General features: G+C 55.2%; 24 protein-coding genes and 1 tRNA gene. 10 read left to right on the forward strand and 15 right to left on the reverse strand.

Translation table 11 applies throughout. From position 1 onward, the window contains the following. Positions 1 to 82: 82 nt before the first annotated feature. From HVA01_RS03420 to HVA01_RS03450, 7 genes are all read right to left on the reverse strand, one after another. On the reverse strand, positions 83 to 604 hold the full coding sequence (locus tag HVA01_RS03420; RefSeq protein WP_146873122.1) for a hypothetical protein: 522 nt from the start codon (positions 602 to 604) through the stop codon (positions 83 to 85). Then, positions 597 to 1,538, reverse strand: a complete 942-nt coding sequence (locus tag HVA01_RS03425) for a GIY-YIG nuclease family protein (RefSeq protein WP_146873123.1) — start codon at positions 1,536 to 1,538, stop codon at positions 597 to 599. Before HVA01_RS03425 ends, HVA01_RS03420 begins: the two co-directional genes overlap by 8 nt. A gap of 77 nt (positions 1,539 to 1,615) precedes the next feature. Further along, the gene (locus HVA01_RS03430; RefSeq protein ID WP_146873124.1) at positions 1,616 to 1,819 is read right to left on the reverse strand and encodes a hypothetical protein; all 204 of its coding nucleotides are present in this window, start codon (positions 1,817 to 1,819) and stop codon (positions 1,616 to 1,618) included. Then, the gene (locus HVA01_RS03435; RefSeq protein WP_146873125.1) at positions 1,816 to 3,213 is read right to left on the reverse strand and encodes a restriction endonuclease subunit S; all 1,398 of its coding nucleotides are present in this window, start codon (positions 3,211 to 3,213) and stop codon (positions 1,816 to 1,818) included. The genes HVA01_RS03430 and HVA01_RS03435 overlap by 4 nt, the downstream gene beginning before the upstream one ends. Then, positions 3,210 to 5,186 carry a type I restriction-modification system subunit M gene (locus HVA01_RS03440; RefSeq protein WP_146873126.1) on the reverse strand — a complete coding sequence of 659 codons (1,977 nt, stop codon included), beginning with the start codon at positions 5,184 to 5,186 and terminating at the stop codon, positions 3,210 to 3,212. The genes HVA01_RS03435 and HVA01_RS03440 overlap by 4 nt, the downstream gene beginning before the upstream one ends. 318 nt (positions 5,187 to 5,504) lie before the next feature. Then, positions 5,505 to 5,595: transfer RNA gene (locus HVA01_RS03445), tRNA-Ser, on the reverse strand. 48 nt (positions 5,596 to 5,643) lie between these two features. Then, positions 5,644 to 7,350 carry a potassium/proton antiporter gene (locus HVA01_RS03450; protein WP_146873127.1) on the reverse strand — a complete coding sequence of 569 codons (1,707 nt, stop codon included), beginning with the start codon at positions 7,348 to 7,350 and terminating at the stop codon, positions 5,644 to 5,646. A gap of 302 nt (positions 7,351 to 7,652) precedes the next feature. Here HVA01_RS03450 and HVA01_RS03455 point away from each other — a divergent pair, with 302 nt between their 5' ends. Beyond that, positions 7,653 to 8,639: an ABC transporter substrate-binding protein gene (locus tag HVA01_RS03455; protein WP_246129426.1), complete on the forward strand. Its 987-nt coding sequence runs from the start codon at positions 7,653 to 7,655 to the stop codon at positions 8,637 to 8,639. 25 nt (positions 8,640 to 8,664) lie between these two features. Beyond that, complete coding sequence (locus HVA01_RS03460) at positions 8,665 to 10,053, forward strand: 3'-5' exonuclease family protein (protein WP_146873129.1); 1,389 nt, start codon at positions 8,665 to 8,667, stop codon at positions 10,051 to 10,053. A 39-nt stretch (positions 10,054 to 10,092) separates the two neighbouring features. On the opposite strand, the gene HVA01_RS03465 is transcribed toward HVA01_RS03460, so the two are convergent. From HVA01_RS03465 to HVA01_RS03475, 3 genes are all read right to left on the reverse strand, one after another. Then, the gene (locus HVA01_RS03465; protein ID WP_146873130.1) at positions 10,093 to 10,896 is read right to left on the reverse strand and encodes an alpha/beta fold hydrolase; all 804 of its coding nucleotides are present in this window, start codon (positions 10,894 to 10,896) and stop codon (positions 10,093 to 10,095) included. Positions 10,897 to 10,935: 39 nt separating this feature from the next. Beyond that, complete coding sequence (locus HVA01_RS03470) at positions 10,936 to 11,604, reverse strand: 7-cyano-7-deazaguanine/7-aminomethyl-7-deazaguanine transporter (protein WP_146873131.1); 669 nt, start codon at positions 11,602 to 11,604, stop codon at positions 10,936 to 10,938. 165 nt (positions 11,605 to 11,769) lie between these two features. Further along, entirely contained in the window at positions 11,770 to 13,683 is a 1,914-nt protein-coding gene (locus HVA01_RS03475) for a propionyl-CoA synthetase (RefSeq protein WP_146873132.1), read from the reverse strand. A 380-nt stretch (positions 13,684 to 14,063) separates the two neighbouring features. On the opposite strand from HVA01_RS03475, the gene HVA01_RS03480 reads away from it, so the two are divergent. Next, complete coding sequence (locus tag HVA01_RS03480) at positions 14,064 to 14,384, forward strand: ArsR/SmtB family transcription factor (protein WP_146873133.1); 321 nt, start codon at positions 14,064 to 14,066, stop codon at positions 14,382 to 14,384. Between the two features lie 16 nt (positions 14,385 to 14,400). Here the strand turns inward: HVA01_RS03480 and sohB are convergent, their stop codons facing one another. Further along, complete coding sequence (gene sohB / locus HVA01_RS03485; RefSeq protein ID WP_146873134.1) at positions 14,401 to 15,444, reverse strand: protease SohB; 1,044 nt, start codon at positions 15,442 to 15,444, stop codon at positions 14,401 to 14,403. A 183-nt stretch (positions 15,445 to 15,627) separates the two neighbouring features. Between sohB and HVA01_RS03490 the strand changes: the two genes are divergently transcribed. Then, positions 15,628 to 15,939: an SCP2 sterol-binding domain-containing protein gene (locus HVA01_RS03490; protein ID WP_146873135.1), complete on the forward strand. Its 312-nt coding sequence runs from the start codon at positions 15,628 to 15,630 to the stop codon at positions 15,937 to 15,939. Positions 15,940 to 15,987: 48 nt separating this feature from the next. Here the strand turns inward: HVA01_RS03490 and nudC are convergent, their stop codons facing one another. Genes nudC through HVA01_RS03510 form a run of 4 tightly spaced genes read right to left on the reverse strand, consistent with a single transcriptional unit; the run spans position 15,988 to position 18,838 of the window. Next, positions 15,988 to 16,770, reverse strand: coding sequence for an NAD(+) diphosphatase (gene nudC / locus HVA01_RS03495; protein ID WP_146873136.1), 783 nt, complete (start codon positions 16,768 to 16,770; stop codon positions 15,988 to 15,990). Beyond that, entirely contained in the window at positions 16,763 to 17,500 is a 738-nt protein-coding gene (dnaQ, locus tag HVA01_RS03500) for a DNA polymerase III subunit epsilon (RefSeq protein ID WP_146873137.1), read from the reverse strand. The genes nudC and dnaQ overlap by 8 nt, the downstream gene beginning before the upstream one ends. Further along, complete coding sequence (gene rnhA, locus HVA01_RS03505; protein WP_146873138.1) at positions 17,500 to 17,970, reverse strand: ribonuclease HI; 471 nt, start codon at positions 17,968 to 17,970, stop codon at positions 17,500 to 17,502. Before rnhA ends, dnaQ begins: the two co-directional genes overlap by 1 nt. Further along, entirely contained in the window at positions 17,963 to 18,838 is an 876-nt protein-coding gene (locus HVA01_RS03510) for a methyltransferase domain-containing protein (RefSeq protein ID WP_146873139.1), read from the reverse strand. Before HVA01_RS03510 ends, rnhA begins: the two co-directional genes overlap by 8 nt. Positions 18,839 to 19,005: 167 nt before the next feature. Here HVA01_RS03510 and gloB point away from each other — a divergent pair, with 167 nt between their 5' ends. From gloB to HVA01_RS03540, 6 genes are all read left to right on the forward strand, one after another. Then, positions 19,006 to 19,773 carry a hydroxyacylglutathione hydrolase gene (gloB, locus tag HVA01_RS03515; RefSeq protein WP_146873140.1) on the forward strand — a complete coding sequence of 256 codons (768 nt, stop codon included), beginning with the start codon at positions 19,006 to 19,008 and terminating at the stop codon, positions 19,771 to 19,773. Between the two features lie 30 nt (positions 19,774 to 19,803). After that, entirely contained in the window at positions 19,804 to 21,009 is a 1,206-nt protein-coding gene (locus tag HVA01_RS03520; protein WP_146873141.1) for a transglycosylase SLT domain-containing protein, read from the forward strand. Between the two features lie 69 nt (positions 21,010 to 21,078). Beyond that, positions 21,079 to 22,932, forward strand: coding sequence for an extracellular solute-binding protein (locus HVA01_RS03525; RefSeq protein ID WP_146873142.1), 1,854 nt, complete (start codon positions 21,079 to 21,081; stop codon positions 22,930 to 22,932). 76 nt (positions 22,933 to 23,008) lie between these two features. Continuing rightward, entirely contained in the window at positions 23,009 to 24,082 is a 1,074-nt protein-coding gene (locus tag HVA01_RS03530) for a microcin C ABC transporter permease YejB (RefSeq protein ID WP_146873143.1), read from the forward strand. A 2-nt stretch (positions 24,083 to 24,084) separates the two neighbouring features. Continuing rightward, the gene (locus HVA01_RS03535; protein ID WP_146873144.1) at positions 24,085 to 25,161 is read left to right on the forward strand and encodes an ABC transporter permease; all 1,077 of its coding nucleotides are present in this window, start codon (positions 24,085 to 24,087) and stop codon (positions 25,159 to 25,161) included. Beyond that, the gene (locus HVA01_RS03540; RefSeq protein ID WP_146873145.1) at positions 25,154 to 26,758 is read left to right on the forward strand and encodes an ABC transporter ATP-binding protein; all 1,605 of its coding nucleotides are present in this window, start codon (positions 25,154 to 25,156) and stop codon (positions 26,756 to 26,758) included. The genes HVA01_RS03535 and HVA01_RS03540 overlap by 8 nt, the downstream gene beginning before the upstream one ends. The last annotated feature ends 16 nt before the right edge of the window (positions 26,759 to 26,774 follow it).

Raw genomic sequence — 26,774 nt, forward strand, 5'->3', positions numbered from 1 at the left:
AGCTATAAACTTAGAGGCTTACCCCTTCCCAGGCCCGCTCCTTGGGTGAATAAATTCATGCCAAAGCACGAAGAAACGCTTTTCAAACCATTAGAGCGCTAAGCTTATCTTGGTTATAAACGCGACCATAGCGGCTTATGAGCCCTTTAGGGCCAAGCATCGTCAGGCTAACCACGGGCGTGACCGTTTTAGCAAAGTTATCCGCTAATGCTATCTCTTGCTGGGTCGAGGTTAGCAAGCCAATCCGCTCGGGCGTGTAATGCTCGCCTAGTTCCATCAATACGAACTGTGTCCAACCCGGCGTGAGGCGAACGCTACGACCTCGCTTATTTTCATGGGTAATTGCTTTAACTTGGGTTCGCAAATTGCTCTCTTCAAGATCAAAGCCGGGGTTCGAACTCCCCTCCATCATGGCAGGTTCTTGGCCGAGTGCTTCCAGAAACCGAAGGCCGATAAACTCACCAATGCGACCAATAATGTTGTCGTTGCCGCCAATACGCTCTGGCACCTCTCGTCCAAGTTTTAGAATGGCCTGACGTGCTCGGAGATAATGATCAATGGCTTGTTGTATCTCGGCATCTCGGTGCTGTTGAGGTTTAGTCATAGCTGCCCTCATTCGGCGTCGCTGCCGCAGCACTTACTTGTTGATCCTGCCATGCGCCATAGGTTTGGCCGGTGCTTTCTAGCTTCCAGTGACGACGGCCATTAGCGCTGCGGCCACAAAACACCGCTGCGGCTGCACTGGGGCTTGTAAACGCATAGTCGCGGGCAAAAAGCTTCAAACCTTTATCACAGTCCACCAATACCTGATCGTCACAAAGTTGTTGATATAACGACTGGTAACCACCTTCAACGCCGTTCCAAGAACCCCGTGCCGTCGATCCTTCGAGCACATAAAATTCACCATCAATTTCCTGACCAAAGGCTTTAATACCATGGCGAGGCACTTCAGCGATAAATTTGGGTGACTTAGCAGCAGGCATTGACGCCACAGATGGCTGATGGGAAATAGCAGGTCTCACTCGCAAAAAATCTAGCCCCAACACCGGCAGCACGGTGCGTATCTGCTCGACAAAGAACGCCATATCGGCGCGGTCAGATTCGGGCAAATTGGCGTAATCGTGTGAGGTGCCATTGATCAGCTTGCAGCGTCCAAGCTCACCTGCGGACTGAATTAGCAGGCTTTCCAAATACTTAACGTGCGCTTTGGTGATATTTTTATCCTTGCTAGTGATTAAGCAGACCTTTTCCCAAAAGTCCTTGCCGCCTTTGTCTTCCGTGCGGTTGTGCTGCTTGAGGCGGGTGCCAACGTCGTCACTTTCACCGATATAAACCTGTGGGCGAAGACTACCTTCAATATCAGGGCCAACCAAAAAATAGATGCCAGTGCGGCCACACTCGGGGCGCTGCACTAGTTCTGTCAGTTTGGTACGTGGGCCGGTCAGCACATGGCCTGTCCAGTTCATGATCTCGGCAGTAAGCAAGCCATTAGGCGTGCCATCCACTAGAAACAGCCGAATGCTGCGTCCCTGTGTCATATCATCTCCGCTAGTGCTATTCGTTTGAGCCAACTCGAGAGTTGGCTATACACATTGCTTGGAATACTCAGCATTAATCAATGGCGCGTCTTGGCCTGCTGATCATCATCAGGGGCTGTTTCGTCGGGATTGTGCGGTGCATCCTCACCGACAAAAACGGGCCTACCCTCCTGCCAAAACACCGCATACTGACCCAACCGGCGCTTGCGCTCTAAGGTTTCGGCCACAGCTGTGCGAAGACTATTGAGCATTTCCTGGGTATCGGGTGGAAGTTGGGTCATACCACCTCCATCTGAGTGATCTCTTCAGTAGCCACCGCCGAATCCTCTGGCGGCTGCCAGCCTCGCACATCAATCTTGCCGGTAACGGCGGCGGAGATCAGGGCAGAGCGGCGTTCTTGGAGTAAATTAATAGCTTTTATACCCTCTTGCATCAGATCATCTAAACGAACAGCCTCAATAGCAAGGAAATCCAGCACTTCCCGTTGCTCCTCAACTGGAGGGAGCGGCAATGGACAAGACATTACGCTACTTGAAGATATTGATGCCAAATTCGTGCTTTGCTTGGAATAGAGATAAAAGTAAGCGCGAGCTGCATTGGAGCGAGTGAACATGGAGAGCCAGCGAGGCAACAAGTACTGATTCGGCCGAATGGCAAAAACATGATTTTGGTGAAGGCAATCAGTAATCTCTCCCTTCCAAACGGTACCACGGCCAAGCTTGTCGTTATCTCCGCCTTCATTCATCAATACATCTCCCGATTGAAGGCGATAGCGGCCTACCTCAGAAACAGCAACTTCCACTGTTTTAACCGTTGATAGGTCTACGTAACCGTCCTGAACATTCGCTACGCGAAGATAAGGGAGCTCTACAGTTGGTGTTTCAGCATTATAACTCTTACCTTTGGCGATGCCTCCTTGGATCGTTGCATACCAACGAAGTGGACCGACAGTCCAATGCGCCGGCACTTCCCCTAGCCACTCCACCCCGGAGTCTTTCATCGGCACATCGGGGTCGAGCCCTTTGGTAACGGCATGGGAGATCACGGCCTGACGCTTCTCCTTGAGCAGCGCAATCAGGCGTTGTTGCTCTTCCACCAGGGCGTCAATGCGGGCGGTTTCGTGGTCGAGGAAGGATGTGATATTCCTCTGCTCAACCTGCGGTGGAATTAAAGCTGGCAAGGATTTCACAGAAGCTGTCGATATGCTGGCCTGATTTATGGCTGGTTTCGCTCTGGACTCGACCTCTTGCCGAATATTTTTTGATTTTAGCCAGTACAAAACCCAGCTGCTGTCTACGGAAGCTGCTGGCTGTATCCGTAGTAAGTTCATTCCATGGAGAAGAGGCTTGTCGCCTTCGTAAACAGCCGCGTTGCCTATCATCGGCAAAGAGTTTATGTGTGAGAAAAGAACATCTCCCGACCTCAACAGAAATCGTTCATCGAGCTCATTAAGTCTTACATAGCCAACTTTCGAGAAATCGACCTTTCCCTTTGATATTGTTTCTATTCTGGAAACTGCTATCGAATTTTCTTCCTGATCGACTTGGTTAGCGGTAGTTCCATTGCTGAGCGACTTAATCAAGTGTCTGAAGCTTCCAAGCATCCAATGTGTCGGCACTTCCCCCAGCCATTCAACGCCAGAGACTTTATATTCTGGATAGATTGGGTAGCTCATGCCGACAGCCCTTCGATCATCTGAGTGATTTTGTCAGTGCAGGCTTTGAGGTCGGCGTCAATTTCCTCCAGCGGGCGCGGCGGCGTGAACTGGTAGAAGTGGCGGTTGAACGGGATCTCGAAACCGACAATGCCGATGCGGCCATCCAGTTCGTCGCGTTTTTCTTCGTCAATCCAGGCATCTGGCACATGGGGTTTTACTTCGCGGTCGAAGTAATCAAACACGGATTCCCCGTAGGGCACGTTCTCGTTATCACGCAGGCCGCTGTCTGGTTCGGGGTTGCCGTGCTTATCCAGACAAACATCTGCCTCGGGGTCACGTTCGGATAGCGCGTTGAGTATCGCCTTCTGCACTGGCGCGCTAACTTTCAGCCCTTCGGCTTTTAGCGCAGTGTTCAACGCTTTGGTGAACACTTTGCGGTTAGTGTAGCGCTCTGCACTTAGCTGCTCGCAGGCGGCCTTGAGTGCCGCTTGTTCATAATCACCCAGCTTCTGGATAGATTTTTCAGCGTCAAGCTTCGCAAGGCGTTCTGCACTCGCCTCAAAGTTAAGCCGCAGCGGCCGCTCGACGGTAATGCGCCGGTAGCCAAAGGTTTCGATAGGGAAGATTTTGCTTTCGTCGCTTTCTTCAAAGGCGCCGTAGAGCCGTACGACATCATCAATGTCGCGGTCGGTGATGAACTGGCGCTTGCTGCCCAGCGACTTGCGCATCTTGCTGGCACGGCTAGTCGCGTTGATCAGCTGTACCTTGCCTTTACGGTTGGCGGGTTTGCTGTTGGAGAGCACCCATACGTAGGTGGCGATGCCGGTGTTGTAGAACATATCTGTGGGCAAGCCGACGATGGCTTCCACCATGTCGTGCTGCAACAGATAGCGGCGAATTTCGGATTCCCCACTGCCCGCGCCGCCGGTAAACAGTGGTGAGCCATTAAGGATGATACCAATCCGCGAGCCACCCTCTTGGCGCGTACGCATCTTGGCCACCAAATGCATCAAAAACAGCAGCGAGCCATCGGAGACGCGCGGCAGGCCGGGGCCAAAGCGGCCGTCGTAACCGCGATGCTTGTGCTCGTCGGTGACCTGCTTTTGTACCTTCTTCCACTCCACCCCAAACGGCGGATTGGAGAGCATATAGTCAAAACGCTCGCCCGCCAGTTGGTCATCAGAGAGCGTGTTGCCCAGTTTGATTTGCTCAACCTCCTGCCCCTTGACCAGCATATCGCCCTTACAAATGGCGAAGGACTCAGGGTTGAGTTCCTGCCCGTGCAGCGAGACGGTGACATTCTGGCTGACCTGCTGAATGTACTCGTCGCTTTCGGAAAGAAACCCGCCAGTACCCGCTGTCGGGTCATACACGGTCACGATGCTGTTGGGTGTGAGTTTGGCCTCTTGACCGGTGAGCACCAATGAGGTCGTCAGGTGGACAATATCACGGGGTGTGAAGTGCTCCCCGGCGGTTTCGTTGGAGCTTTCGGCAAACTTGCGGATTAACTCTTCAAAGATACCGCCCATGCCGTGGTTACTCACCCGCGCCGGGCTCAGATCAATCGCGGCGAACTGCTGCACCACCTTGTAGAGCAAGTCATTGGTGCTGAGCTGCTGAACAAAGCTCTCGAACTCGAAGTGCTCGAATATCTCACGAGCGCTCTGGCTGAACGACTGCACATAGCTCATCAGGTCGTCGGCGGTCTGAGTATCGGAGAGGCTGCCCAGGGTTAGCGGCGAGGCATTGAAGAAAGGTTGATCAGCGGCGCGTAGCAGTAGCTTCTCGCGTACGGCTTCTGGCTTGTTCTGATGAATTTCAGCCGCTTTCAACACGTCGACCTTGGTGGGCGCTAACACGCACTCCAATCGGCGCAATAATGTAAAGGGTAGAATGATACGGCCGTACTGGGACTGCTTGAAATCGCCACGCAGAAGATCCGCGACCGACCAGATAAAAGCAGCAAGCTGAGAGTGACTTTCCGTGTTCACGGAGGTTCCCCATATTCAGTGAAAATAAATGAGCACTACCATACACATCAAAGCCGCATAAATGGCACTTACCTGCAACGGTAGACACTGGTTTTAGCGATCACTCACCTGTATGAATTAATTCATAGTGGGTAATGGTTACCAGTCTTAAGCAATCGACGGCGGCTAAGATTAAAAACCGTGATATTCGCACATTCCCAGACACAATCTAGACACACTGAAAGACCGGTGCATTTGATAGAAGGTCTGCTTGGCAGGAAACGTAAAGCCTAAAACCAAAAAAGCCCCTGACGAATCAGGGGCTTTTTTGTATTGATGTGGCGGAGGGACAGGGATTCGAACCCTGGGTAGGTTATTCACCTACGCCGGTTTTCAAGACCGGTGCATTCAACCGCTCTGCCATCCCTCCGGCTTATGGGTGCGTATAATATCAGCATTTCCTTAGAAGTCAACGCCTTTAGTACAATCGCAGGCCAACACGGGTAATTTTTCCCCCTTCCATATCGCTGACGACCCAATGAATACCGTGCCAGTCGACGTCGTCGCCTACCACGGGGTGGCCGCCTACGCGTAGGGCAATAAACTCCGCCAGCGTCATGTGCTGCTCGCCTGGGCTCAAGGTTAGGCCATAGGCTTGGGCGACATCTTGCATCTGCGCGCTGCCGTCCAGGGTAAAAGTCCCGAAGAAGGCGCGCTCTTTCTTGAGCTTGGCGTCGCCGTTGAACAGCCTGTTAAGCGCATACAAGTCTTCTGAGCGGCCGATAACGCAAATCACGTCGCCCAGCTTTAAGCGCGTGCTGCCTTTGGGGTGAAGCATGGTGTGATTGCGGAACAGGGCGGAAATCAATGCCCCTGACGGGAAACGTAGCAAGCGAATAGGCACGTCTTCTAAATCTTGGTTCTCCACGCCGTATACAAACAGTTCAAAATCGTTTTCGGGGAGTATGCCCAGCGGGCCACGTCGGTTAGGCACCGTGCCGACCGGCACTTCTACCCTCAACCACCGGGCCATCAGCGTGAGCGAGCCGCCTTGAATCAGTAGCGACATCAGCACCACGGCAAAAGCGATATTAAAGTAAAGCGAGGCATTTTCGACCCCACCGATTACCGGAAAAATCGCCAACACGATGGGCACCGCGCCTCTCAACCCCACCCAGGCAATAAAGAAGGTTTCCCGCCAGCGGAATTTAAAAAACGGCTTAATGGTGATTAACACGGCCAACGGGCGGGCGATAAAGATAAGCGCCAGCGCCACTAAGCTGGCAGGCAGCGCCACGTCCCATAGCTCGCTGGGGGTGACCAGTAACCCCAGCACCAGGAACAGGCCGATTTGGCTTAGCCAGGCCAAACCGTCGTGAACGGGAAGAATAAAATTGAGGTGGCGCCCGGGCTGATTACCAATCATCAAACCGGCCAGGTAGATCGCCAAGAAACCGCTACCGCCCAGCACGCTGGTTAAACCAAACACGCTGAACCCCAGCGCTAGCGCCAGCATGGCGTAAAGGCCCGGCGCCAGGTCCAGCCAGCGCAGCAGTTTGGCACTTAGCCAGCCACCCCCAATGCCAATGATCAAGCCAATACCGAATTGCGAAATGAAAAACAACAGCGTTTCAACGGGGCCGCCGATATCGCCGACCAATAACTCGACCAACATCAGTGTCAGGAAAATCGCCATCGGGTCGTTGGTGCCCGACTCAATCTCCAGCGTCGCCCCTACCCGCTCGTTGAGATTGACACCCCGGCCACTGAGCATAGAGAAAACCGCAGCCGCATCGGTAGAGCCCACAATGGCACCGACCAGCAACCCCTGCACGATGGTGAGATCAAATATCCACATGGCGATTAAGCCAACGATGCCGCTGGTGATAAAGACCCCGAAGGTCGCCAGGGAGAGCGCGGGCCTAAAACCTACCCGGAAGGTTTTGAGACGGGTACGCAAACCGCCATCTAACAAAATCATGGCAAGGGCGAGATGACCGATCGCAAACGCCATGGAGTAGTCGTCAAACTCAACGCCCAGCACGCCTTCTTCACCTGCCAGCATGCCTAGCCCGAGAAAGATCAGCAGCAGCGGTACGCCCATCATTGAAGATAGTCGGCTGGCCAGAATACTCAGCGTCATTAGGGAGCCGCCGACCAAAAAGAACGTATAAATTGCGTCCATGATTCTCCGTCTCTACATCAATACAGCGTTATTATTGCATGTAAGCGTTGAATTTACTGTGTCTTCTCCATGCGTGCCGATAGGTAAAGGGCTGGTCATAGGCTTTCCATGGCAGCTACACTTCGCTGCTACAACATTTGGAGTTACTGGCTATGTTGCGCGGCTTATCACGCTATTGGCACCCTGTTTTACTCAGTCTTATCATTACATTATTAGTTTTTAATTCAGCCAGTTACGCAAATGAAGAGGAAGAGCAAAGCGCTCAAGACTCGGCGCCGCTTGGGTTGCAAACAGACGTTGAGGTGCCTCACACTTTATGGCTCCCCGTTGAAAGCGAAGACGACGATGCAGTGCCCACCAAGGCGCTAACACCGGCGGCGCCGCTGGAGCCACCGCCACTAAAGCACGTCACCCTGATGTTGGATTGGTACTTGAGCCCGCAACATGCCGCTCTGGTGATCGCTCAAGAACGTGGCTTGTATGCCGCTCAGGGGCTTGAGGTAGAGATTCAGTCGCCGGCCGACCCCTCCATTGCGATTAAATTATTATCCGCTGGAGACGTTGATTTGGCGTTAACGCGCCAGCCTCTGCTGCATCTACACGCCCACCAGGGCGCACCAATCGCACGCATCGCGACGCTTATCGAGACGTCGCTATCGGCGGTGATTATTACCGGTGAGGAACAGGCTGAATCGGACAATAGCCTGGCGGGATTACACTATGGTTTCACCACCCTTGAAGGGCGTGACTTGGCCATTCCCCGCTTGCTGCCAAGTTCAGTGCGGCAGACCAATGACTTCACGCCGCCCGAAAATTTACACTTCGATCCCGCCAGAGCATTAAGGGAGGGGCAAGCTGACGCTATTGCCGACGGCTTTTATCACTATCTGCCGCCCCAACTGGCCAACGAAGGTATCACCACCCACCTCATTCGTTATGATGAGTTGGATATTCCCCGCCACGATGGCTTGGTGGTGTTGGCCAATAGCGATACGCTGGCCAAACGGGCAGACACATGGTCACGTTTCACGCTGGCGCTTGAAGAGGCAAGTCACTGGATCATTGAAAACCCTGACGCCGCCTGGGAACTGTTAATAACCGCGCATCCCGTGGTGGACAATGCCATTAACGCCACCGTTTGGGAGGATATATTGCGCCGAATGACCCTTAGCCCTGCGGCCTTGGATACCCGGCGCTACGCCGCGTTTGAAGCCTATTTGCTAAAAATTGGCCTGATTGAAGACCCGCTCCCCGTTCCACGTTTAGCGGTAGACCCCCACTTGTTATAATGTTCGATTATCACCACGGCGCCCCATGAGCGAAACAGCGTTAATCTTTGTCGACGTAGAAACCACCGGTACACGGGCCACCCGCGACCGGATTACTGAAATTGCTGCCCTGAAAGTCGTTAACGGCCAGCTTGTCGATCGCTGGTCGAGCTTGATTTACCCAGAATGCAAAGTGCCGGCACAAATCAGCCAGCTTACCGGCATACGCGACGATATGCTGAGCAATGCGCCACGCTTTGCACACATTGCTGAATCACTGCGTGAGTGGCTTGGCGATGGGCGTCTGGTCGCCCACAATGCGCGCTTTGATTACAGTTTTTTACGCAACGAGTTTAAGCGTGCCGGACAAGACTTCCGTGCTTCATTAATATGCACCCTGCGCCTGTCGCGGCGGATAGCGCCTCAAGAACGCCAGCACAACCTGAAAGCACTCCTCAGCCGCTACGGCATTACGTCTATCCGCCACCACCGCGCCGGGGATGATGTCGATGCGTTGTGGTCGCTCTGGCAAGCGTGGCAGATAGCACACAGTGAACAGACATGGCAGACCCTGCTGAGCGAAGAGCGCCGTCACCGCGCGCTGCCTGCGCACCTGGATAGCGGTCAGCTGGAAGACTTGCCCTCTTCCCCAGGGGTTTACCTGTTTTATGGCCATAACCGGCTACCCCTGTATGTCGGCAAAAGCATCAATATACGCAGCCGCGTACTGGGCCATTTTCAGCGCGACCATCAAGACGATAAAGAAATGCGCCTCGCCCAGCAGGTGCAGCATATCGAATGGGAAGCCACCGCAGGCGATCTCGGCGCGCAGTTGCGCGAGGCGCAGCTGATCAAAACCTTAATGCCGATTATGAACCGGCAACTGCGTAAGCAGCGCAAACTCACCACTTGGCATTGGCCAGAAGCGGCCAGCCAGCCTGAGCTGCTCAGTGGTAGCGCTCTGAACCAACCGCTAACCGGCAGGCTGTATGGGTTGTTTCGCAATGCCAGAGAGGCCAAGAATACACTACGCACGATTGCCGAAGAGCAGCGGCTCTGCCCGCGCGTGCTGGGGCTTGAAAAAGGGAAAGGCCGTTGCTTTGCCAATCAAGTAGGTAAGTGCCGTGGCGCATGCAATGGCCAGGAGTCAATCGCCACCCACACCCAACGGGCGCAGGCGGCGCTCTCGCAGTTGAAGGTCAATGTGTGGCCTTGGCCGGGCAGTATTGCCATCGAAGAACAGCCACTAGGTAATACGGCGCCCGCGTGGCACGTCGTCCGCCAGTGGTGTTATTTAGGCAGCGCTGCCAGCGCAGCGGAAGCGCAGGCCCTGGCGCACGCGCCCGCCACCTTTGATATGGATGACTATCGCATTTTGAATCGTTTCTTGCGTTACCCTGAGCAACACGGGTTAACCGTTATGCCGCTTAACTAGGCCATTACTAGGCCATTTAGCTGCCTAGCATGATGGCTATTATTGGGCGTTAATAAACGCGTCCACGGCCTGCTGGAAGGCTTCTGGCTGGTCGGCGTGTAGCCAATGACCGGCGTTTTTGAGCGTCACCACCCGGGCGCGCGGCAATATCTCGCGCAGCGCGGGCAGCATATCGTCAGCCACATAGGGCGAATCACCACCGCGCAACACCAGCGTTGGGCCATCAAAAGGTTGTTCGCCGTCCGGCTTACCAATAATGGCCTCGTAGCCGCGTTGAATCTGATCCAAGCCCACCCGCAACGCCATAACGTTATCGTCGTTGCGGACGAGGTTAGTGGCGAGAAACAGCCGCGTGGGTCGGAAATCCACGTGTTCGGCCAGTAGTTCATCGGCTTCACGGCGATTTTTTGGCTGCCCTTCCCGCACGCGCTCTAGTGCGGCAAACACATCATCGTGGCCATGCTGATAAGCCACGGGGGCAATATCAGCAACCATCAAGGACGCCACCCGCTCAGGCGCCAGGCGCGCCAGGCTAATAGCGACTTTACCGCCCATTGAGTGCCCTAGCACGTGCGCGCGTTTAATCGAAAGCTTATCCATCAGCGCCAGCACATCGTCCACCAGCGTTGCATAGCGCATGCCCTCGGCGTGGGGTGAGCGGCCATGATTGCGCAGGTCCAGCGCTATGACGCGACGGGAACGCTGCCACACTTTGAGATGCGAACGCCAGTTATCGGCACTCCCCAGCAGGCCATGAATAACGACCAGCGGAATCTCATCCACGGCGGCATCGTCGGCGGGCATATCGATACAATGAAGCGCAACGGTGGCAACGTCGGTCATGCTAACTCCTAAGCCTTGGCAGTTATGATAGGGCCGTGTTTAAGCGGCCCGTGGTGCGCTGTCTCGCTGCCCCGTCCACACCACCAAACGGCGCGTTAGCCAGGCAAGCAACAAACCATACAACGGCAAGAAAAACAGCAGGCTGATGGCTAATTTAATCGCATAGTCGACGACGGCAATTTCCACCCAATGGGTGGCCATAAACGGGTCGGGGCTGTTATAGAACGCCGCTGAGAAGAATGCAAAGGTGTCGGCCAGATTACCCAGCACCGTTGAGCATACCGGCGCCACCCACCAGGCCCACTGGCGTAAGCGGTCAAATACCTGAACATCCAGCAGCTGACCCATCACATAGGCTAAAAAGCTGGCAAGGGCGATGCGCGCCACGAACAGGTCCCACTCACCCAGCGCTTCGATCCCGGCAAAGCTGCCGCGGGGAAAGACCACCGAGACAACATAGGACACCACGAGCGCAGGAAACATGACACGCAGAATGATAGCGCGGGCGGGGCCCTTTCCAAACAGGCGAACGGTCAGGTCGGTAGCCAAAAAAATAAACGGAAAACTAAACGCCCCCCAGGTGGTATGAAAACCCAGCAGGGTAAAAGGCAACTGAACGAGGTAGTTACTAGCGGCGATAATACCGATGTGAAACGCCACCATGACCAGCAGGCAACGGCGGCGTTGAACGTCACTGAGTGCAAACATGCAGATAGACCTTTTTTATCGATAAGAGGGGTTAGGGAACCCTCATGAACGTCGGCATGCTGCGTTTAGAGTAGGATGCCGCTTGGGGGCAGCATTATACGGTTTCTGCTTACTAATGAAAGTCGGGCACACCAAACCACCCTTGGCGCTGGGCGGCGTGGCTTATCAATCAAGCGGCGTGGCGTCTTCGGCCGCCCCGACGCTGCGCTCGCGCATCGCCGCATGCACATCCGCAAGGCTTGTGGGGTCGTCAATGGTCGAGGGAATCGCAAATTCCTTACCGTCGGCAATGTTGCGCAGTAGCTTGCGCAATATCTTCCCCGAGCGGGTTTTAGGCAAGCGGTCGACCACTAACACCTGTTTGAAACACGCAATCGCTCCGATATATTCACGGACGCGGGCGATCAGCTCGGCTTCAAGTGCGGCCTCATCGCCATCAAAGCCGTCTTTGGGAATCACCAGCCCAAGGGGCAACTGGCCTTTGAGATTATCGTGGATACCAATCACCGCACACTCGGCAACCGCCGGATGCGCGCCAACCACCTCCTCCATTTCACCGGTCGATAGCCGGTGGCCGGCGACGTTAATCACGTCATCGGTGCGGCCCATGATGAACAGATAACCCTGGTCATCAAAATAGCCACCGTCGCCGGTTAAATAGTAGCCGGGGAACGCTGCCATATAGGCGGCGTGAAAACGCTGCGGGTCGCGCCACACACCGGCTAAACAGCCCGGTGGCATTGGTTGCTTGATCACGACGCTGCCCTGTTCCATCGGCTGAGCCTGCTCGCCGTCACGGTTAAGTACCTGTACGTTAAACCCCGGTACTGGGTAGGTCGCCGAACCGGCCTTGGTGGGCATGGGTTCGATGCCGGGTAGATTCGCCGCAATCGGCCAGCCGGTTTCGGTTTGCCACCAGTGATCAATCACCGGCACGTCCAGCAGGTCATCCAGCCAGTGGAACGTGGGCGGGTCAAGTCGCTCACCGGCGACGTAAAGATGCTTCAGGCTGCTGATATCGTATTTGCTTAGCAGCGACGCGTCGGGGTCCTCTTTTTTAATCGCCCGGAACGCCGTGGGCGCGGTGAAGAAACTCTTCACCCGGTATTCTTCAATCAAGCGCCAGAAGCTTCCCGCATCGGGGGTTTTTACCGGTTTACCTTCATAAACCACCGTGGTGCAGCCAACCAGCAAGGGTGCATAGACAATATAGGAGTGCCCGACCACCCAGCCCACATCCGAGGCGGTAAAGAACACGTCGCCTGGCGCCATGGCATAAATTGCTTCCATCGAATAGGCCAGCGCAACCGCATAACCGCCAGTGTCACGCACGACGCCTTTGGGCTTGCCCGTGGTGCCGGAGGTATACAGCACGTAAAGCGGGTCAGTCGCTTTAACCGGCACGCAATCGGCGAAAGGCGCTTTCGCCACTAGGTCAGCCCAGTCATGGTCGTTTGCTCCTAGCTCGGCACGGTGCGCATTGCGCTGGTATACCACGCAGGCATCGGGCTTGTGAGCGCTCAATTCCACCGCTTGATCGACCATCGGCTTATACGGCAACACTTTATCCAACTCGACACCGCACGAGGCCGCCACCACCACTTTGGGTTGGGCGTCTTCAATTCGCGCCGCGAGCTCGTGGGGAGCAAAGCCGCCAAACACCACCGAATGAACGGCGCCTAACCGGGCACAGGCGTACATGGCGATCAGCGCTTCGGGGATCATCGGCATGTAGATAATCACCCTATCCCCCTTCTCCACGCCTAGCTGCGCTAACGCGCCCGCAAAATAAGCCACTCGATCGCGCATTTGCAGGTAGCTAATCGTTTGCTTGGACTGCGTGGCAGGAGAGTCCCAGAAAATAGCGGCCTGGTCGCCGCGGCCCTGTTCAACGTGATAATCCAATGCCGCGTAACACAGGTTCATTTCACCATCGCTGAACCAGCGCGCGTGGTGTTGATCGTCATAGCTGAGAATCGTGCGGGGCGGCGTGAACCAGGGGATGCGCTGAGCCTGTTCGGCCCAGAAGGTTTCGGGATGTTCAACCGACTGCTGGAAGATTGCTTGGTAGCGGCTCATGGTGTGCCTACCTTTGTTGTATTAAGTGTTGTAGTGGTTGTTTTATTAATTATTACTGAATTAGCTATCGCTTTATTAGCATCTATTTTAGCGAAGCCCTGTTTTGAGGGCGCAACCCAATTGTTGACACTTTATAAAGTAAATCACCGCGACGCCCTCATACTATGGGCTAAATAGCGACCAAAGCAGCAGGTACTCCCAACAAATTGTCGACAGGATGTCGACCGCCTACCATTGATTAAGCGTTAAACGGCACTTTGGACAAAGCTCGCTAAATTACTGATCATTAAACAACTGAATCTTCGCGACGCGATGATGCCTCGACAACTTATAACAATGCTGATTAACACGCTGAAGTAAACAGTGTAGGCAAGGAGATTATTATGTCTGCTACAAGCGCCGCTTCACGCCTGCTAGAACACAATTGCCGTGCTATTGAGGAGGGAACCAACCTGCTAAAAGCGCTAGCAAACGAAAAGCGCCTGCAAATTCTCTGCCTGCTTGCTGAAAAAGAACTGTCAGTGACGCAGATCAACCAACAGTTAGCGCTAAGTCAATCGGCGCTTTCCCAGCATTTGGCTATTTTAAGACGTGACGCGCTGGTCGATACACGAAGGGAGTCGCAAACCATCTATTATTCATTGAGCAGTGAAAGCGCCAAAGCGGTTATTACCACCTTGGCGCATCACTACGCAGCCTAATGCGAGCGCTTGGGCATCAGTGCCGCTGCCAACCGGCGGCGTCGATAAGCCCTAGCGTTTTCAGGGCGGCTCGTTCAACCCCGGCCGAAACGGCCAACCCTAGCTTGCGCGTCATGGTTTTGGGAGGCTCGAGTTTTACGCTATACACGCGGGCCTGCGCCATGCGCTCAACCAGGTAGGCTTCGCTGGTACCGACGCTATCGACAAGCGATTCGGACAGCGCTTCACTGCCGTACCAAATCTCCCCCGTAGCGATTGTCTCAATGTCCATCGCGGGACGGCGTTCGGCCACGTAGCCCTTGAACAGTCGGTGGGTGTTCTCTAGGTCTTCTAAGAATTTCGCTTTGCCCTCTTCGGTGTTTTCGCCTAACACGGTCAAGGTGCGCTTGTATTTGCCGGCGGTCAGCAGCTCAACATCAACGTCGTGGCGTTTAAGCAGCCGATGGATGTTGGGCACTTGCGCCACCACACCGATTGAGCCAATCACGGCGAAGGGCGCCGCTTTAATGTGGTGTGCCGTACAGGCCATTAGATAACCACCGCTAGCAGCTACCTTATCGATACACACGGTGGTGGTTAGCCCCGCCGCACGTAGCCGGTCTAACTGCGCCGCCGCCAAGCCATAGGCATGCACTAGCCCACCCGCTGATTCCAGGCGGATGACGACCTCATCGTCCTGGTTAGCCACATCGATAATCGCGGAGACCTCTTGGGCAAGTTGCTCGGTTTGCGATGCTTTAATATCGCCATGAAAATCTAATACCCAAACCCGCGGCTCCTCTGTCGCTTGCTGATTGCCCTTTGCGCTCTTGTGACGCTTTTTATCGTCATGACGAAATGCTTTCAGCAGCTTTTTACGTGCCGAGGCCTGCGTGGCCGCCAGGCGTAAACGGCGTGCTCTATAGCGACGTTGGTCGTTAAGCGGCTCGATAGTGAGTTTTAAGTCACTTTCTTTGTCTTGCTTTGTCCGCGTAATCAGGATCAAGCCAACGCCTAATAGCGCCATCACAATGGTCGTTTGCACAATAAACGTGCCTATCTCTGCTACCCATTCATTCATTGACGTTCTCCGTTCGTTTATTAAATTTTTTACCGCCAGTGGCGTAGGCCTGCGCGCCGGGAATGCACCACCATGGCGCTTGATTGAAACGCTTGTATGAAATAATCTCGTTTGCTTACACGCTTGTGTCTACGGGCTAGTGTCGCTAGCCTTGGTTTACTTTACTTAACTGAGAGCAATGTGATGTCGACAAACACCCTTGAGAAGTTGCAAGCGCGCTTCAACCCTGAAGCAGCCGAGGGCATGAACGAAATTTTTCAGTTTCACTTTACCGATGCTGGCAGCCATTACCTTCATATCAAGGATGGCACGCTGGATGTACAGGAGGGAGAGCACGATGATCCTTCCGTTAGTTTAAGCCTTACCACCGAGACACTGAAGGGCATTATGAACGGCGATGTTAATGGCATGACCGCCTTCATGACCGGAAAGCTGAAAGCAACCGGCAATGTCATGCTGGCCACTAAGCTGACTAACTTATTCCCGAGCGACTGATTAACATATTTCCTAATGAGCAATTGTCATACCAGCAGGCGGCGCCGGTTATTCGCGCCAGCGTGCCAAATGGGTTTCAATGAGCTCTCGGGATATCGAGTACGGTGGTGGCAGCGACGGCAATTGGCGGGGCGAAAACCAGGCGGCATCGCTGATCTCCACCCCATCAATATGAATGCGCCGCGTGGTCGCCTCGGCGAAATAACCGAACATCAGCGAATGGGGAAATGGCCAGGCCTGGCTATGGTGGTAGCGCAGCTGATCAATATGCACCCCCACTTCCTCAAAGACCTCACGATGCACCGCTTCCTCCGCCGACTCGCCCGGCTCGACAAAACCTGCCAGGGTCGAGTAGCGCCCCGGCGGAAAGCGCGGGCTGCGCGCCAATAGCATCGCCTCACCGCTCGTCACCAGGGTAATAATGCACGGCGAAATACGCGGATAGTTGCGGTGCCCGCAGGCGTGGCAGTGCATGGCGAATTCCGACGTCAGCTTGGTCGCCGGCGCTCCACAACGGCCACAAAAGCGGTGATTCTCTAGCCAAGCGCCTACCTGTAGTGCCGTCGACAACAGGCTGAACCACGCCGTCGATAGCTCGCTCATCCATTGACGACCATCAATCCAGCCACTTTCCGCTTGCGGCTCGACGAGCAGCGCCACCGGTTCATCATCCCAATAGCACAGCGGCTGCATTTGCGCTGTCCAGGGTTGATGCGGCTGAAGCGGGGTTAACCCCTCATCTGCTTTTAAAGGCGCAGGGGCTATCAGACTGCGCGACAGCCGGATCACGCGCCCAGATTGTTCGTGGTGGGGGATTTCTCGCCTAAGCATCGCTCGCCGCACCCTCAAACCAGTTAAGTTGATGCGCCTCACACTTGGCCTTATGCGCCGCTTGCTCATCAGCAGAAGGACGCACCACACGTAGTTGACCAGGGGTTAAGGCAAGCCGCTGAATCGACAGCCCCTCACTGGACACATCTGCCTGGGCTTGTTCTGAGGCCGAGGCAGCGTCTAGCGTCAGCGCCGTTTGACCGCCGGTCATCGCCAAGTAGACCTCAGCGAGGATTTCTGAGTCTAGCAGCGCGCCGTGCAATACCCGGTGGCCATTATCGATAGCGTAGCGTTTACACAACGCATCAAGGCTGTTGCGCTGGCCGGGGTGCATTTTCCGGGCCATGGGCAGCGTATCTAATATCGCGCAATGATCGCGTACCGGCCCTAACGCGGGGGATTTGCGCTGCTTATTCAGCATGCCCAACTCGTGGTCAATAAACCCCACGTCGAAGGGAGCATTATGGATAACCAGCTCAGCGCCGTCGATAAACGCCCAAAACTCATCGGCTATTTGCGCGAACACCGGCTCGTTGGCAATTTTGGCGTTATCAATGCCGTGAACGGCGACAACTTCGGCGTCGATATGCCGTTCAGGGTTAATGTACTGGTGATAGGTGCGCCCGGTGAAACGACGGTTGATCATTTCAATGGCGCCAATCTCAACCAAGCGATGCCCATCTTTGGGATCGATACCGGTGGTTTCAGTATCTAAGATCACCTGGCGCATCATGCTCTCCTTTTTTGGTGCTCATCAATAGCTTCATTGGCCAGGGCATCGGCGCGTTCATTGCCGGGGTGCCCGCTATGCCCTTTTACCCAGTGCCACTCTATCTGATGACGCTGGGTTTCCTGGTGAAGGGTTTTCCATAGTTCAACGTTTTTAACCGGTTGTTTGGCCGCGGTTTTCCAGCCCCGTTTGATCCAATTATGGATCCACTGGGTGATCCCTTGGCGAACATACTGCGAGTCGGTCCATAGTGCCACTTGGCAAGAGGTATTCAGCGTACGCAGCGCCGAGATCGCGGCCATCAGTTCCATACGATTGTTGGTGGTCTCGGCTTCGTAGCCTTTTAAGGCCTTTTCATGCTCGCCACTCGCCAGCACGACGCCCCATCCGCCGGGTCCTGGATTGCCCCGGCAGGCGCCATCGGTATACACCGTGACCTGGGGTAACTGCTCGGCAGCCTCATTAGTCACTCTCTTGATCCTTACTTTGATGCGCCTGGGTTTTATGCGCCTGGGTTTGTTGAGGCAAGGCCTGTTGAGACTTAGCTTTTTGAGACCGGGCTAGATGCGGCGGATTGGATTGATAATGGGCCGATGAGCCTGACCGGGTAACGCCGCCTAGCGCTGCCGGTGAGACGGGCGCCTTTAAGCCAAATTTTAACCTCTGAACCGGCGCGTGCCGCTGTCGCCGCCGAGCCTGAATCATATAGCTCTCGCCGAAGGGCACATTATGCCGACGCCCTAATGACTCCCAATGCTCACCGCACTTAGCACTCGTCCTACCACGAAAACAGCAATAGTCTACGCGCTCCACCTCAAAGTCGACAAACGCCAGCCAGTCGCGAAGACGGCGCGCGGAGCGCCAGGTACCGTTCCAAGGAAACTGCTGTTGGCGCTTACGCCATTGGCGCGCAAGCCCACTGACCCCAATAGGATTAAAGCCAAACAGCACCAAAATGCCATTGTCGGCCGTCACCCGCGCGGCCTCTTGCAGGGTGAAATGGGCATCGTCCAAGCACTCTAGCCAGTGGTGAACTACCATTATATCCAAACAGTGGTCCGGCAGCGCAAGCTGATCCGGCGGGCATATCAACGTGCTGTCGTGGTCGGCCAACTGGCGGGTTGGCGACCAGCGTAGGGCATGAGGAATCGCCGACATGGTCAGCATGGCCGGGCCCATACTCATTTCCAAACTGTGGCCACCCACTCGGGTTTCCACCACGGGCCCCAGGCAAGCACGTTGGGTTTCCCATAACGAACGACCCGCTTCACTCTGCCAGTAAGTCTGGCTACTGGTTAAGCGCTTGGCGAGTGTTGTTGCCGTCGTCGAATTTGACATGAACAACGCTTCCCTCCAAAGTAACGACTTTTAGCGGCTTTTACGCACCGATTAGCGCTTATACACCATAGGCGCAACAGTTAACTAAATGACTGGTTGGCTGTTGTGCGCTTTTTTATGAGCTCTATTTTGTGAGTTCCGTTTCCTGAAACTAAAGGATCTCGTCGATGATGAGCGTGACACCGATCCCGGCCCTTAGCGACAACTATATTTGGCTACTCAGACAAGATACCAGTCAAAGCGTTTGCGTGGTTGATCCTGGTGAAGCAGCCCCGGTTATCGAGTTTCTAGAACGCGAGTCGCTAAGCCTAGACAGCATCTTAATTACCCATCACCACCATGACCATACCGGTGGTTTAGCGGAATTAATCAAACGCTACTCGCCACACGTCATCGGCCCGGCCAATTCGTCGATCGAAGGCATCGACGAAGCCGTTGGCGATGGCGATGAAATACGTATTATGGGCCGTCTCTTCGACGTCATGGCCACCCCTGGGCATACGTTGGATCATATCAGCTATTTTACCGCGGGCATCCCTGCCTTGCTGTTTTGCGGCGATACGCTGTTTTGCGCTGGCTGCGGCCGCTTATTTGAAGGCACACCCGAGCAGATGTTCACCGCGTTGAAACAGTTTGCGGAACTCCCCGAAGATACCTTGGTCTTTGCTGCGCACGAGTACACCCAGGCAAACCTTACGTTTGCCCGTGCTGCGGACCCGGAAAATGAAGACGTCAAGCACGCCTTAGAGGAGTGTGAAAAGGCGCGGGCACTGGATCGCCCCACCTTACCCAGTACGATAGGGCGCGAGCTGAAAATCAATCCCTACCTGCGCGTCAACACAGACAGTGTGCGCCAAGCGGCAGGCACTCAGGGAGCCAATGATAATGATCTCGCGACGTTCACCACGCTGCGTGAGTGGAAGAACCGTTTTTAAGAACGCTATCGAAACCAACCAAATGACACTATGACCTATCAAACAATTCGCCAACGCTTGCTGCTAAGCGCAGTGAGTACGCTAATGACGGGGCTAATGTTAGCCGCTGCCACAAGCACTCAAGCTTCCGCACCGGCTTATGAAACAGCCAATGGCTCGGCAAGTGCGTCGGCAAACACTACCCAGCCGCGTCCCACGCCTTTCCAAACGAACTTCTGGGAAGCTTTGACGTTAGAACCCCAGGACGCCTGGACAACGCTGCGTAAAAGCTTTCAATGGCAAGATAAGATCCTGCCAGCCGACGCCCAGGCAAGGGTGGATGAATGGATCGAGCACTACCGCTCAAGCCCTGAAAACATTGCCACGATTACCGAGCGTGCGAGGCCCTGGCTTGCCTGGATTACTCAGCAGGTGAGCGAACGTGGACTCCCCGGCGAAGTCGCGCTAATTCCGTTTGTAGAAAGCTCCTTTGACACTGGGGCAAAAAGCCACCGCGGTGCTGCAGGACTGTGGCAGTTTATGCCCGCTACCGGAGACGCGTTAGGGCTAGTACGCAACGGGAATTACGACGGGCGGCTAGACGTAGTCACCTCCACCGAAGCGGCGCTGGATTACCTGGAAATGCAGGCCGACCAGTGGTATGAAGGCGATTTAATGCTTTCATTAGCGGCGTATAACGCAGGCGCTGGCACGGTCAACCACGCCCTTCGCCAAGCACAGCGCCAAGGCTTGCACGGTGACTACTGGGACCTCTCTTTACCCTACGAAACAATGCAGTACGTACCCAAACTGAAAGCCATTGCGACCATCATCAATGACCCCGAGCGTTACCATGTGACGTTGCCTGAGATTCATACCGAACCGGCGTTTGCGAAGGTGCAGCTGGCCCATGCAGTTAGCCTTTCCGAGGCATCGCAAATGCTTCAAGTGAGGCAATCGGCCCTCGCTGAGCTTAACCCTGGCCTGCTCAACGGCCGTATTGATCCACGCAGCACCCAAACGCTTCTCGTACCTGAAGAAGTCGACTCGTGGGCATTGGCTCAGTTGGCCCAAGGCAACAGCCAAGCAATCGCACAAAGCGATAGCGCCGATACCTACCGTGTTGAAAGTGGCGATAGCCTTTCTACCATTGCGGCCCGCTACAATATTGACCAGCAAGACCTGATACGCTGGAATGCGCTTGACCGCCCCGGCTATTTACAACCGGGCCAGCTGCTATCGATTTCAGGCCGCTAAACGCGCTTAACACCGTACTGCTGAAGCAGCACGTCAACCAGTAGGCTGTGTTCACATGGGAAGTCACCAATGCCACGTGGTGTATTTTTTACCAAAACGCTTCTGTTCATAAGTTACGTTGTCTTGAGCGTATCGGGTGTCACGGCAGATGAGGCGGTCGAAACCGTGCATGGACTATCGCTCTACGATAGTCCCGCGCTTGAAGAAGGTTTCGCCCACTTTCCGCATGTCAACCCCCAAGCACCCAAAGGCGGGACCATTACCCGCACCGCCGTAGGCAGCAGCTTCGATTCCACCAACCCTTTTATTATTCGTGGCACCCCCGCCACCGGCATTTCACAAATCTACGATACGCTGATGGCCAGCAACCCTAACGAGCCGTTTAGCTTGTACGGCTTACTGGCCGAGGGAGTGCGCCTGGACCCTGACAGACAGTGGATCGAGTTCGACCTGCGCCCTGAAGCGCGCTTCCAAGACGGCGAACCGGTGACTGCCTACGATGTGGTGTTTTCGCTCAACCTACTCCGTGAAGAGGGTAATCCGTTTTACGCCAGCTACTACGCAGGCGTCGACGAAGCCATTGCGCTAAACGAACACCAGGTGCGCTTTACCTTGAACGACGCTGAGTCTCGCGAGCTGCCGCTAATCGTTACCCAATTGCCCATACTCCCCCGCCACTACTGGGAACCCAGGGACTTTACCTCACCTACTCTGGCGGCCCACCCGGGCTCGGGGCCTTATCGCATTAGCGGAGTTGATCCGGGGCGGCGGATCGTATTTAAGCGCGATGAGGATTACTGGGGTAAAGAGTTACCGGTCAACGTTGGCCGTTACAATATTGATCATATTATTTACGACTACTACCGTGACCGCGATATTGCCTGGGAGGCGTTTAAAGCCGGTCTGACGGATTTTCGTACCGACGCCCGCGCCTCCACCTGGGCGATTGGCTATGATTTTCCGGCCTATGAAGCGGGCCTGGTGAAGCGGCTAACGGTACCCGACGTTAACCCTTCCATGATGCAGGCGTTTGTCTTCAACCTGCGCAAAGACAAGTTTCAGGATCCGCGGGTACGCGAAGCATTAAGCCTCACCTTCGACTTTCCGTGGCTAAACACCAATATTTTTTACGATACCTACCAACGCACGGAAAGCTTCTTCCAAAATTCTGAAATGGAAGCCACCGGCCTACCCTCAGAAGAGGAGCTGGCGCTGCTGGAACCTTTTCGGGAAGAGTTGATCGCCTCCCACGGCTCTGACCGCCTGTTCACCGAACCGCTACCTATTGAGCAGCCAACTGATTTGCGCGAGCGACTGCGTAAAGCGCTCAATCTCCTCCGCGAAGCGGGCTATCGCGTTGAAGACGGAATACTCATTAATCAACAAACCGGGCAACCCTTAAGCCTGGAAGTGTTGCTCTACGACGCTGGGCTCGAACGCGTGGTTCAGCCCATGCTGCGCAATATGGCCCGTTTAGGGGTGCAAACCTCCATGCGTATCGTTGATATCAACCAGTATTTAAACCGACAGCGCAACTACGACTATGACATAGTCATCAGCCACTTTCCGCAGTCCAATAACCCGGGCAATGAGCAGCGCGATTTCTGGACCAGCGCCGCCGCCGAAGCGCCACAAAGCCGTAATCGAATGGCGTTGGCCCACCCAGCGGTGGATGCGCTGGTGGAAGACATCATTCGTGCCGATGGCCGCGAGGAGCTGGATACCGCCGCGCGTGCGCTGGACCGGGTGCTGCGCTGGGGGTTTTATGTGATTCCCCACTACCACTCGGGAGAAACACGCATTGCGATCTGGGATAAGTTTGGCTACCCCGAACCCTTCCCAAAGTACGCCATGGACCTGGATGCGTGGTGGGTAGACACCGACCGTGAAGCAGAATTACAGCGCCGTCACCGCGACCGCTAACCGTGTCGGTATGACAACCCTTGATTGCAATGGCTTACCCTTAACGGTTTCATGGTCATAAACCTCGGAGTGCTCTGTGGCACGCTATACCCTACGCCGACTGCTGTTAATGATTCCGACGCTTTTCGGGATCATGTTACTCAATTTCATTATTGTTCAGGCGGCGCCGGGCGGGCCGATTGATCAGATGTTGGCACGCTTTGAAGGGGCTGACGCCATGGCTAGCACCCGCTTGGATATGGGCGGCGCCGATGTTCAGGTTAGCGACGACTCCCGAGGTGCCCGCGGCATTGACCCGCGCTTTATTGAACAGCTGGAACAGCAGTTTGGTTTTGACAAGCCCGCCCATGAGCGTTTTATCGGCATGATGGCGGATTACCTGACCTTTGATTTTGGCACCAGCTTTTTCCGCGACCGCCCGGTCACCGAGCTGATGATCGAGCGGCTGCCGGTGTCCATTTCGCTGGGGCTTTGGACCACGCTGCTAGTCTATTTAATCTCTATCCCGTTAGGCATTAAAAAAGCCCTGCGCCACGGCTCCCGGTTTGACGTCTGGTCGTCGGGGTTAGTGATTGTCGGCTACGCCATCCCCGGCTTTTTGTTTGCGATTCTATTGATCGTTTTGTTTGCCGGCGGCACCTACTGGGACGTATTCCCGTTACGCGGCTTGACCTCACCCGACTTCGACCAGCTTTCGGCCTGGGGCAAAGTCAAAGACTACTTCTGGCACATCACGCTGCCGGTTATCGCCGCCTCGATTGGCAGCTTTGCCACCTTAACCATGCTGACCAAAAACAGCTTTCTCGATGAAATCCATAAGCAGTATGTCATCACGGCGCGTGCCAAAGGCGCCGACGAGCGCCGGGTGCTTTATGGCCATGTATTTCGCAATGCCATGCTAATCATTATCGCGGGCCTACCCGCCGCCATGATCGGCATTTTCTTCACCGGGGCACTGCTTATCGAAGTTATCTTTTCGCTGGACGGGCTGGGCCTGCTCGGTTTTGAGGCGGTGATGCAGCGCGATTACCCGGTGATATTCGGCACTCTGTTCCTATACACCGTGATCGGCTTAATCCTCAAGCTGATTTCTGATTTGACCTACGTGTGGGTAGACCCGCGTATCGATTTTTCGACCCGGGAGTCGTGATAATGGCCTCTTTATCATCGCGTTTGTCGCCGATTACCCGCCGCCGTATCGTCGCATTTAAAGCCAACCGCCGCGCACGCGTGTCGCTGTGGCTGTTTGGCACGCTGTTTATCCTCAGTCTGTTTGCCGAGCTGATCGCGAACGATAAACCCATCGTTATGCAGTACGACGGCCAGTGGTATGTTCCGTTGCTGGTGGATTACCCCGAAACCGAGTTCGACGGCTTTCTACCCACACGTACCGATTATTTAGACCCGTTTATTCAGCAGCAGATTGACGATCATGGCTGGGCGCTATGGCCGATCATTCCGTTTTCCTACCAGACCCTGGATATGAACATGACCCGCCCTTCCCCGGCACCTCCCGATAGCCGCCACTGGCTGGGCACCGATGACCAAGGCCGTGATGTAATGGCTCGGGTCATTTACGGTTTCCGGCTTTCGGTCGCTTTTGCCCTGGTACTGACTGCCGGATCGTTAGTGATGGGCGTGGTGATTGGCGGCGTACAGGGCTACTTTGGCGGCAAGATTGATTTGATTGGTCAGCGGTTTACCGAAATCTGGTCGGGCCTACCGGTACTGTTTTTACTGATCATTTTGGCCAGTTTCGTGCAGCCGGGTTTCTGGTGGCTGCTGGGCATTATGCTGCTGTTCTCGTGGCTGGGCCTGGTGGATATCGTGCGCGCCGAGTTCCTGCGCGCGCGCAATTTGGAGTATGTTCGCGCCGCCAAAGCCATGGGGTTGCCGTCACGCTTAATTATGTGGCGCCACGTGCTACCCAACGCCATGGTCGCCACGCTGACGTTTATTCCGTTTCTGTTTACCGGTGCGATTGGCACCCTGACCGCGCTGGATTTTCTCGGTTTTGGTCTGCCGCCTGGCGCGCCATCCCTCGGTGAGCTGGCGGCCCAGGGCAAAAACAACCTACACGCCCCGTGGCTGGGCATCACGGCGTTTATGACGCTGGCGATCATGCTCTCGCTACTGGTGTTTATCGGCGAAGGCTTGCGCGACGCCTTTGACCCGCGCCACGTGCAGCAGCGCCAAACAGGCCCTGCCCAGGAGCCCAATCATGTCTGATCCACTGCTGCGCATCGACAACCTTGATATTGCTTTTGATGGCAGCCCGGTGGTGCATTCGCTATCGCTCAGCGTCAATACCGGTGAAACCCTGGCAATCGTGGGTGAATCAGGCTCGGGTAAATCGGTATCGGCGCTGGGCATGGTTAATCTGCTGCCCAGTAATGCCACCCTTCAAGGCGAACGCTGGCTCGGTGAGACCAACCTGGCCAACTTAACGGAAACTGAGTGGAACGCTGTACGCGGCAATCGCGTCGGCTTTATTTTCCAGGAGCCAATGACCTCGCTTAACCCGCTGCACCGGGTTGGCAAGCAAATCGCTGAAGCGCTGCGGCTGCATCAAGGCCTACGTGGCCAGGCGGCACGTGAGCGTAGCAAAGCATTGCTGGAACACGTTAAGCTGCCGCGCCCGGATGAACTCTTGAATGCCTGGCCCCACCAGCTTTCAGGGGGGCAGCGCCAGCGGGTGATGATTGCCATGGCGATTGCCAACAACCCATCGCTGCTGATTGCCGATGAGCCCACTACCGCGCTGGACGTAACGGTACAGCAAGACATTCTCGCCTTACTGCGCGAGCTGCGTGACCACCATGGTATGGGCATGCTGTTTATCAGCCATGACTTAAATCTGGTGCGCCGTTACGCGGACCGTATTTGCGTGATGTATCAAGGACGCATTCAGGAAATCGGCCCGGTGGAGCAAGTCTTTCAGCACCCGCAAAGTGATTATACCAAGGCGCTGCTCGCCGCCGAGCCGGAAGGCAGACCCCAGGCCATTGCGCAGGCGCCGCCGCTACTCACGGCGCGCCAGTTAAGCGTGAGCTTTAAACGTCCCAACACCGGTTTGTTCAAGCGCCAGCCGCCCGCCTTTGTCGCGGTTCAGCCGACCGACCTGCATATCGCCCCTGGGGAAACCCTGGGCATTGTGGGTGAGTCCGGGTCGGGGAAAACCACCCTCGCCTCGGCAGTCATGCGCTTGGTCACTAGCCAAGGCGAGATCACCCTGGGTAGCGACACACTTAGCAGCCTGACCGGCGATGCGTTGCGGCGCCAGCGCCACCGCTTGCAAATGGTGTTTCAAGACCCTTATGGCGCGCTTTCCCCGCGAATGCCGGTGTTTGATATCGTTAGCGAAGGGCTGCGTTTTCACTACCCCCATCTGACCACTGAGGTTATCACCCAGCGGGTTAAACAAACGCTACACGAAGTTGGGCTGCCCGAGAGCTGCGCCGCCCGCTACCCCCACGAGTTTTCCGGGGGCCAGCGCCAGCGTATTGCCGTGGCCAGGGCCATTATTTTGGAGCCCGAGCTATTGGTGCTCGATGAACCCACCTCGGCGTTAGACCGTACCGTACAGAAGCAGCTGGTCACTCTGCTGCGCGATCTACAGGCGCGGCACCAACTTAGTTATTTATTTATCAGCCATGATTTAGCCGTTGTGCGCGCCATGGCACATCGCATTATGGTGCTCAAGGATGGCGAAGTGGTCGAACAAGGCCCCTGTCTAGAGGTTTTATCAGCCCCCAAACACGCCTACACCCAAGCACTGATTGCCGCGGCGCATCTAGCCACTCAAGACGAAGCAACGGCTAACTGAAACGGCCAAAAGCACA

Origin of the sequence: Halovibrio variabilis (assembly GCF_007991175.1) — a bacterium.
Lineage (GTDB): Bacteria > Pseudomonadota > Gammaproteobacteria > Pseudomonadales > Halomonadaceae > Vreelandella > Vreelandella variabilis.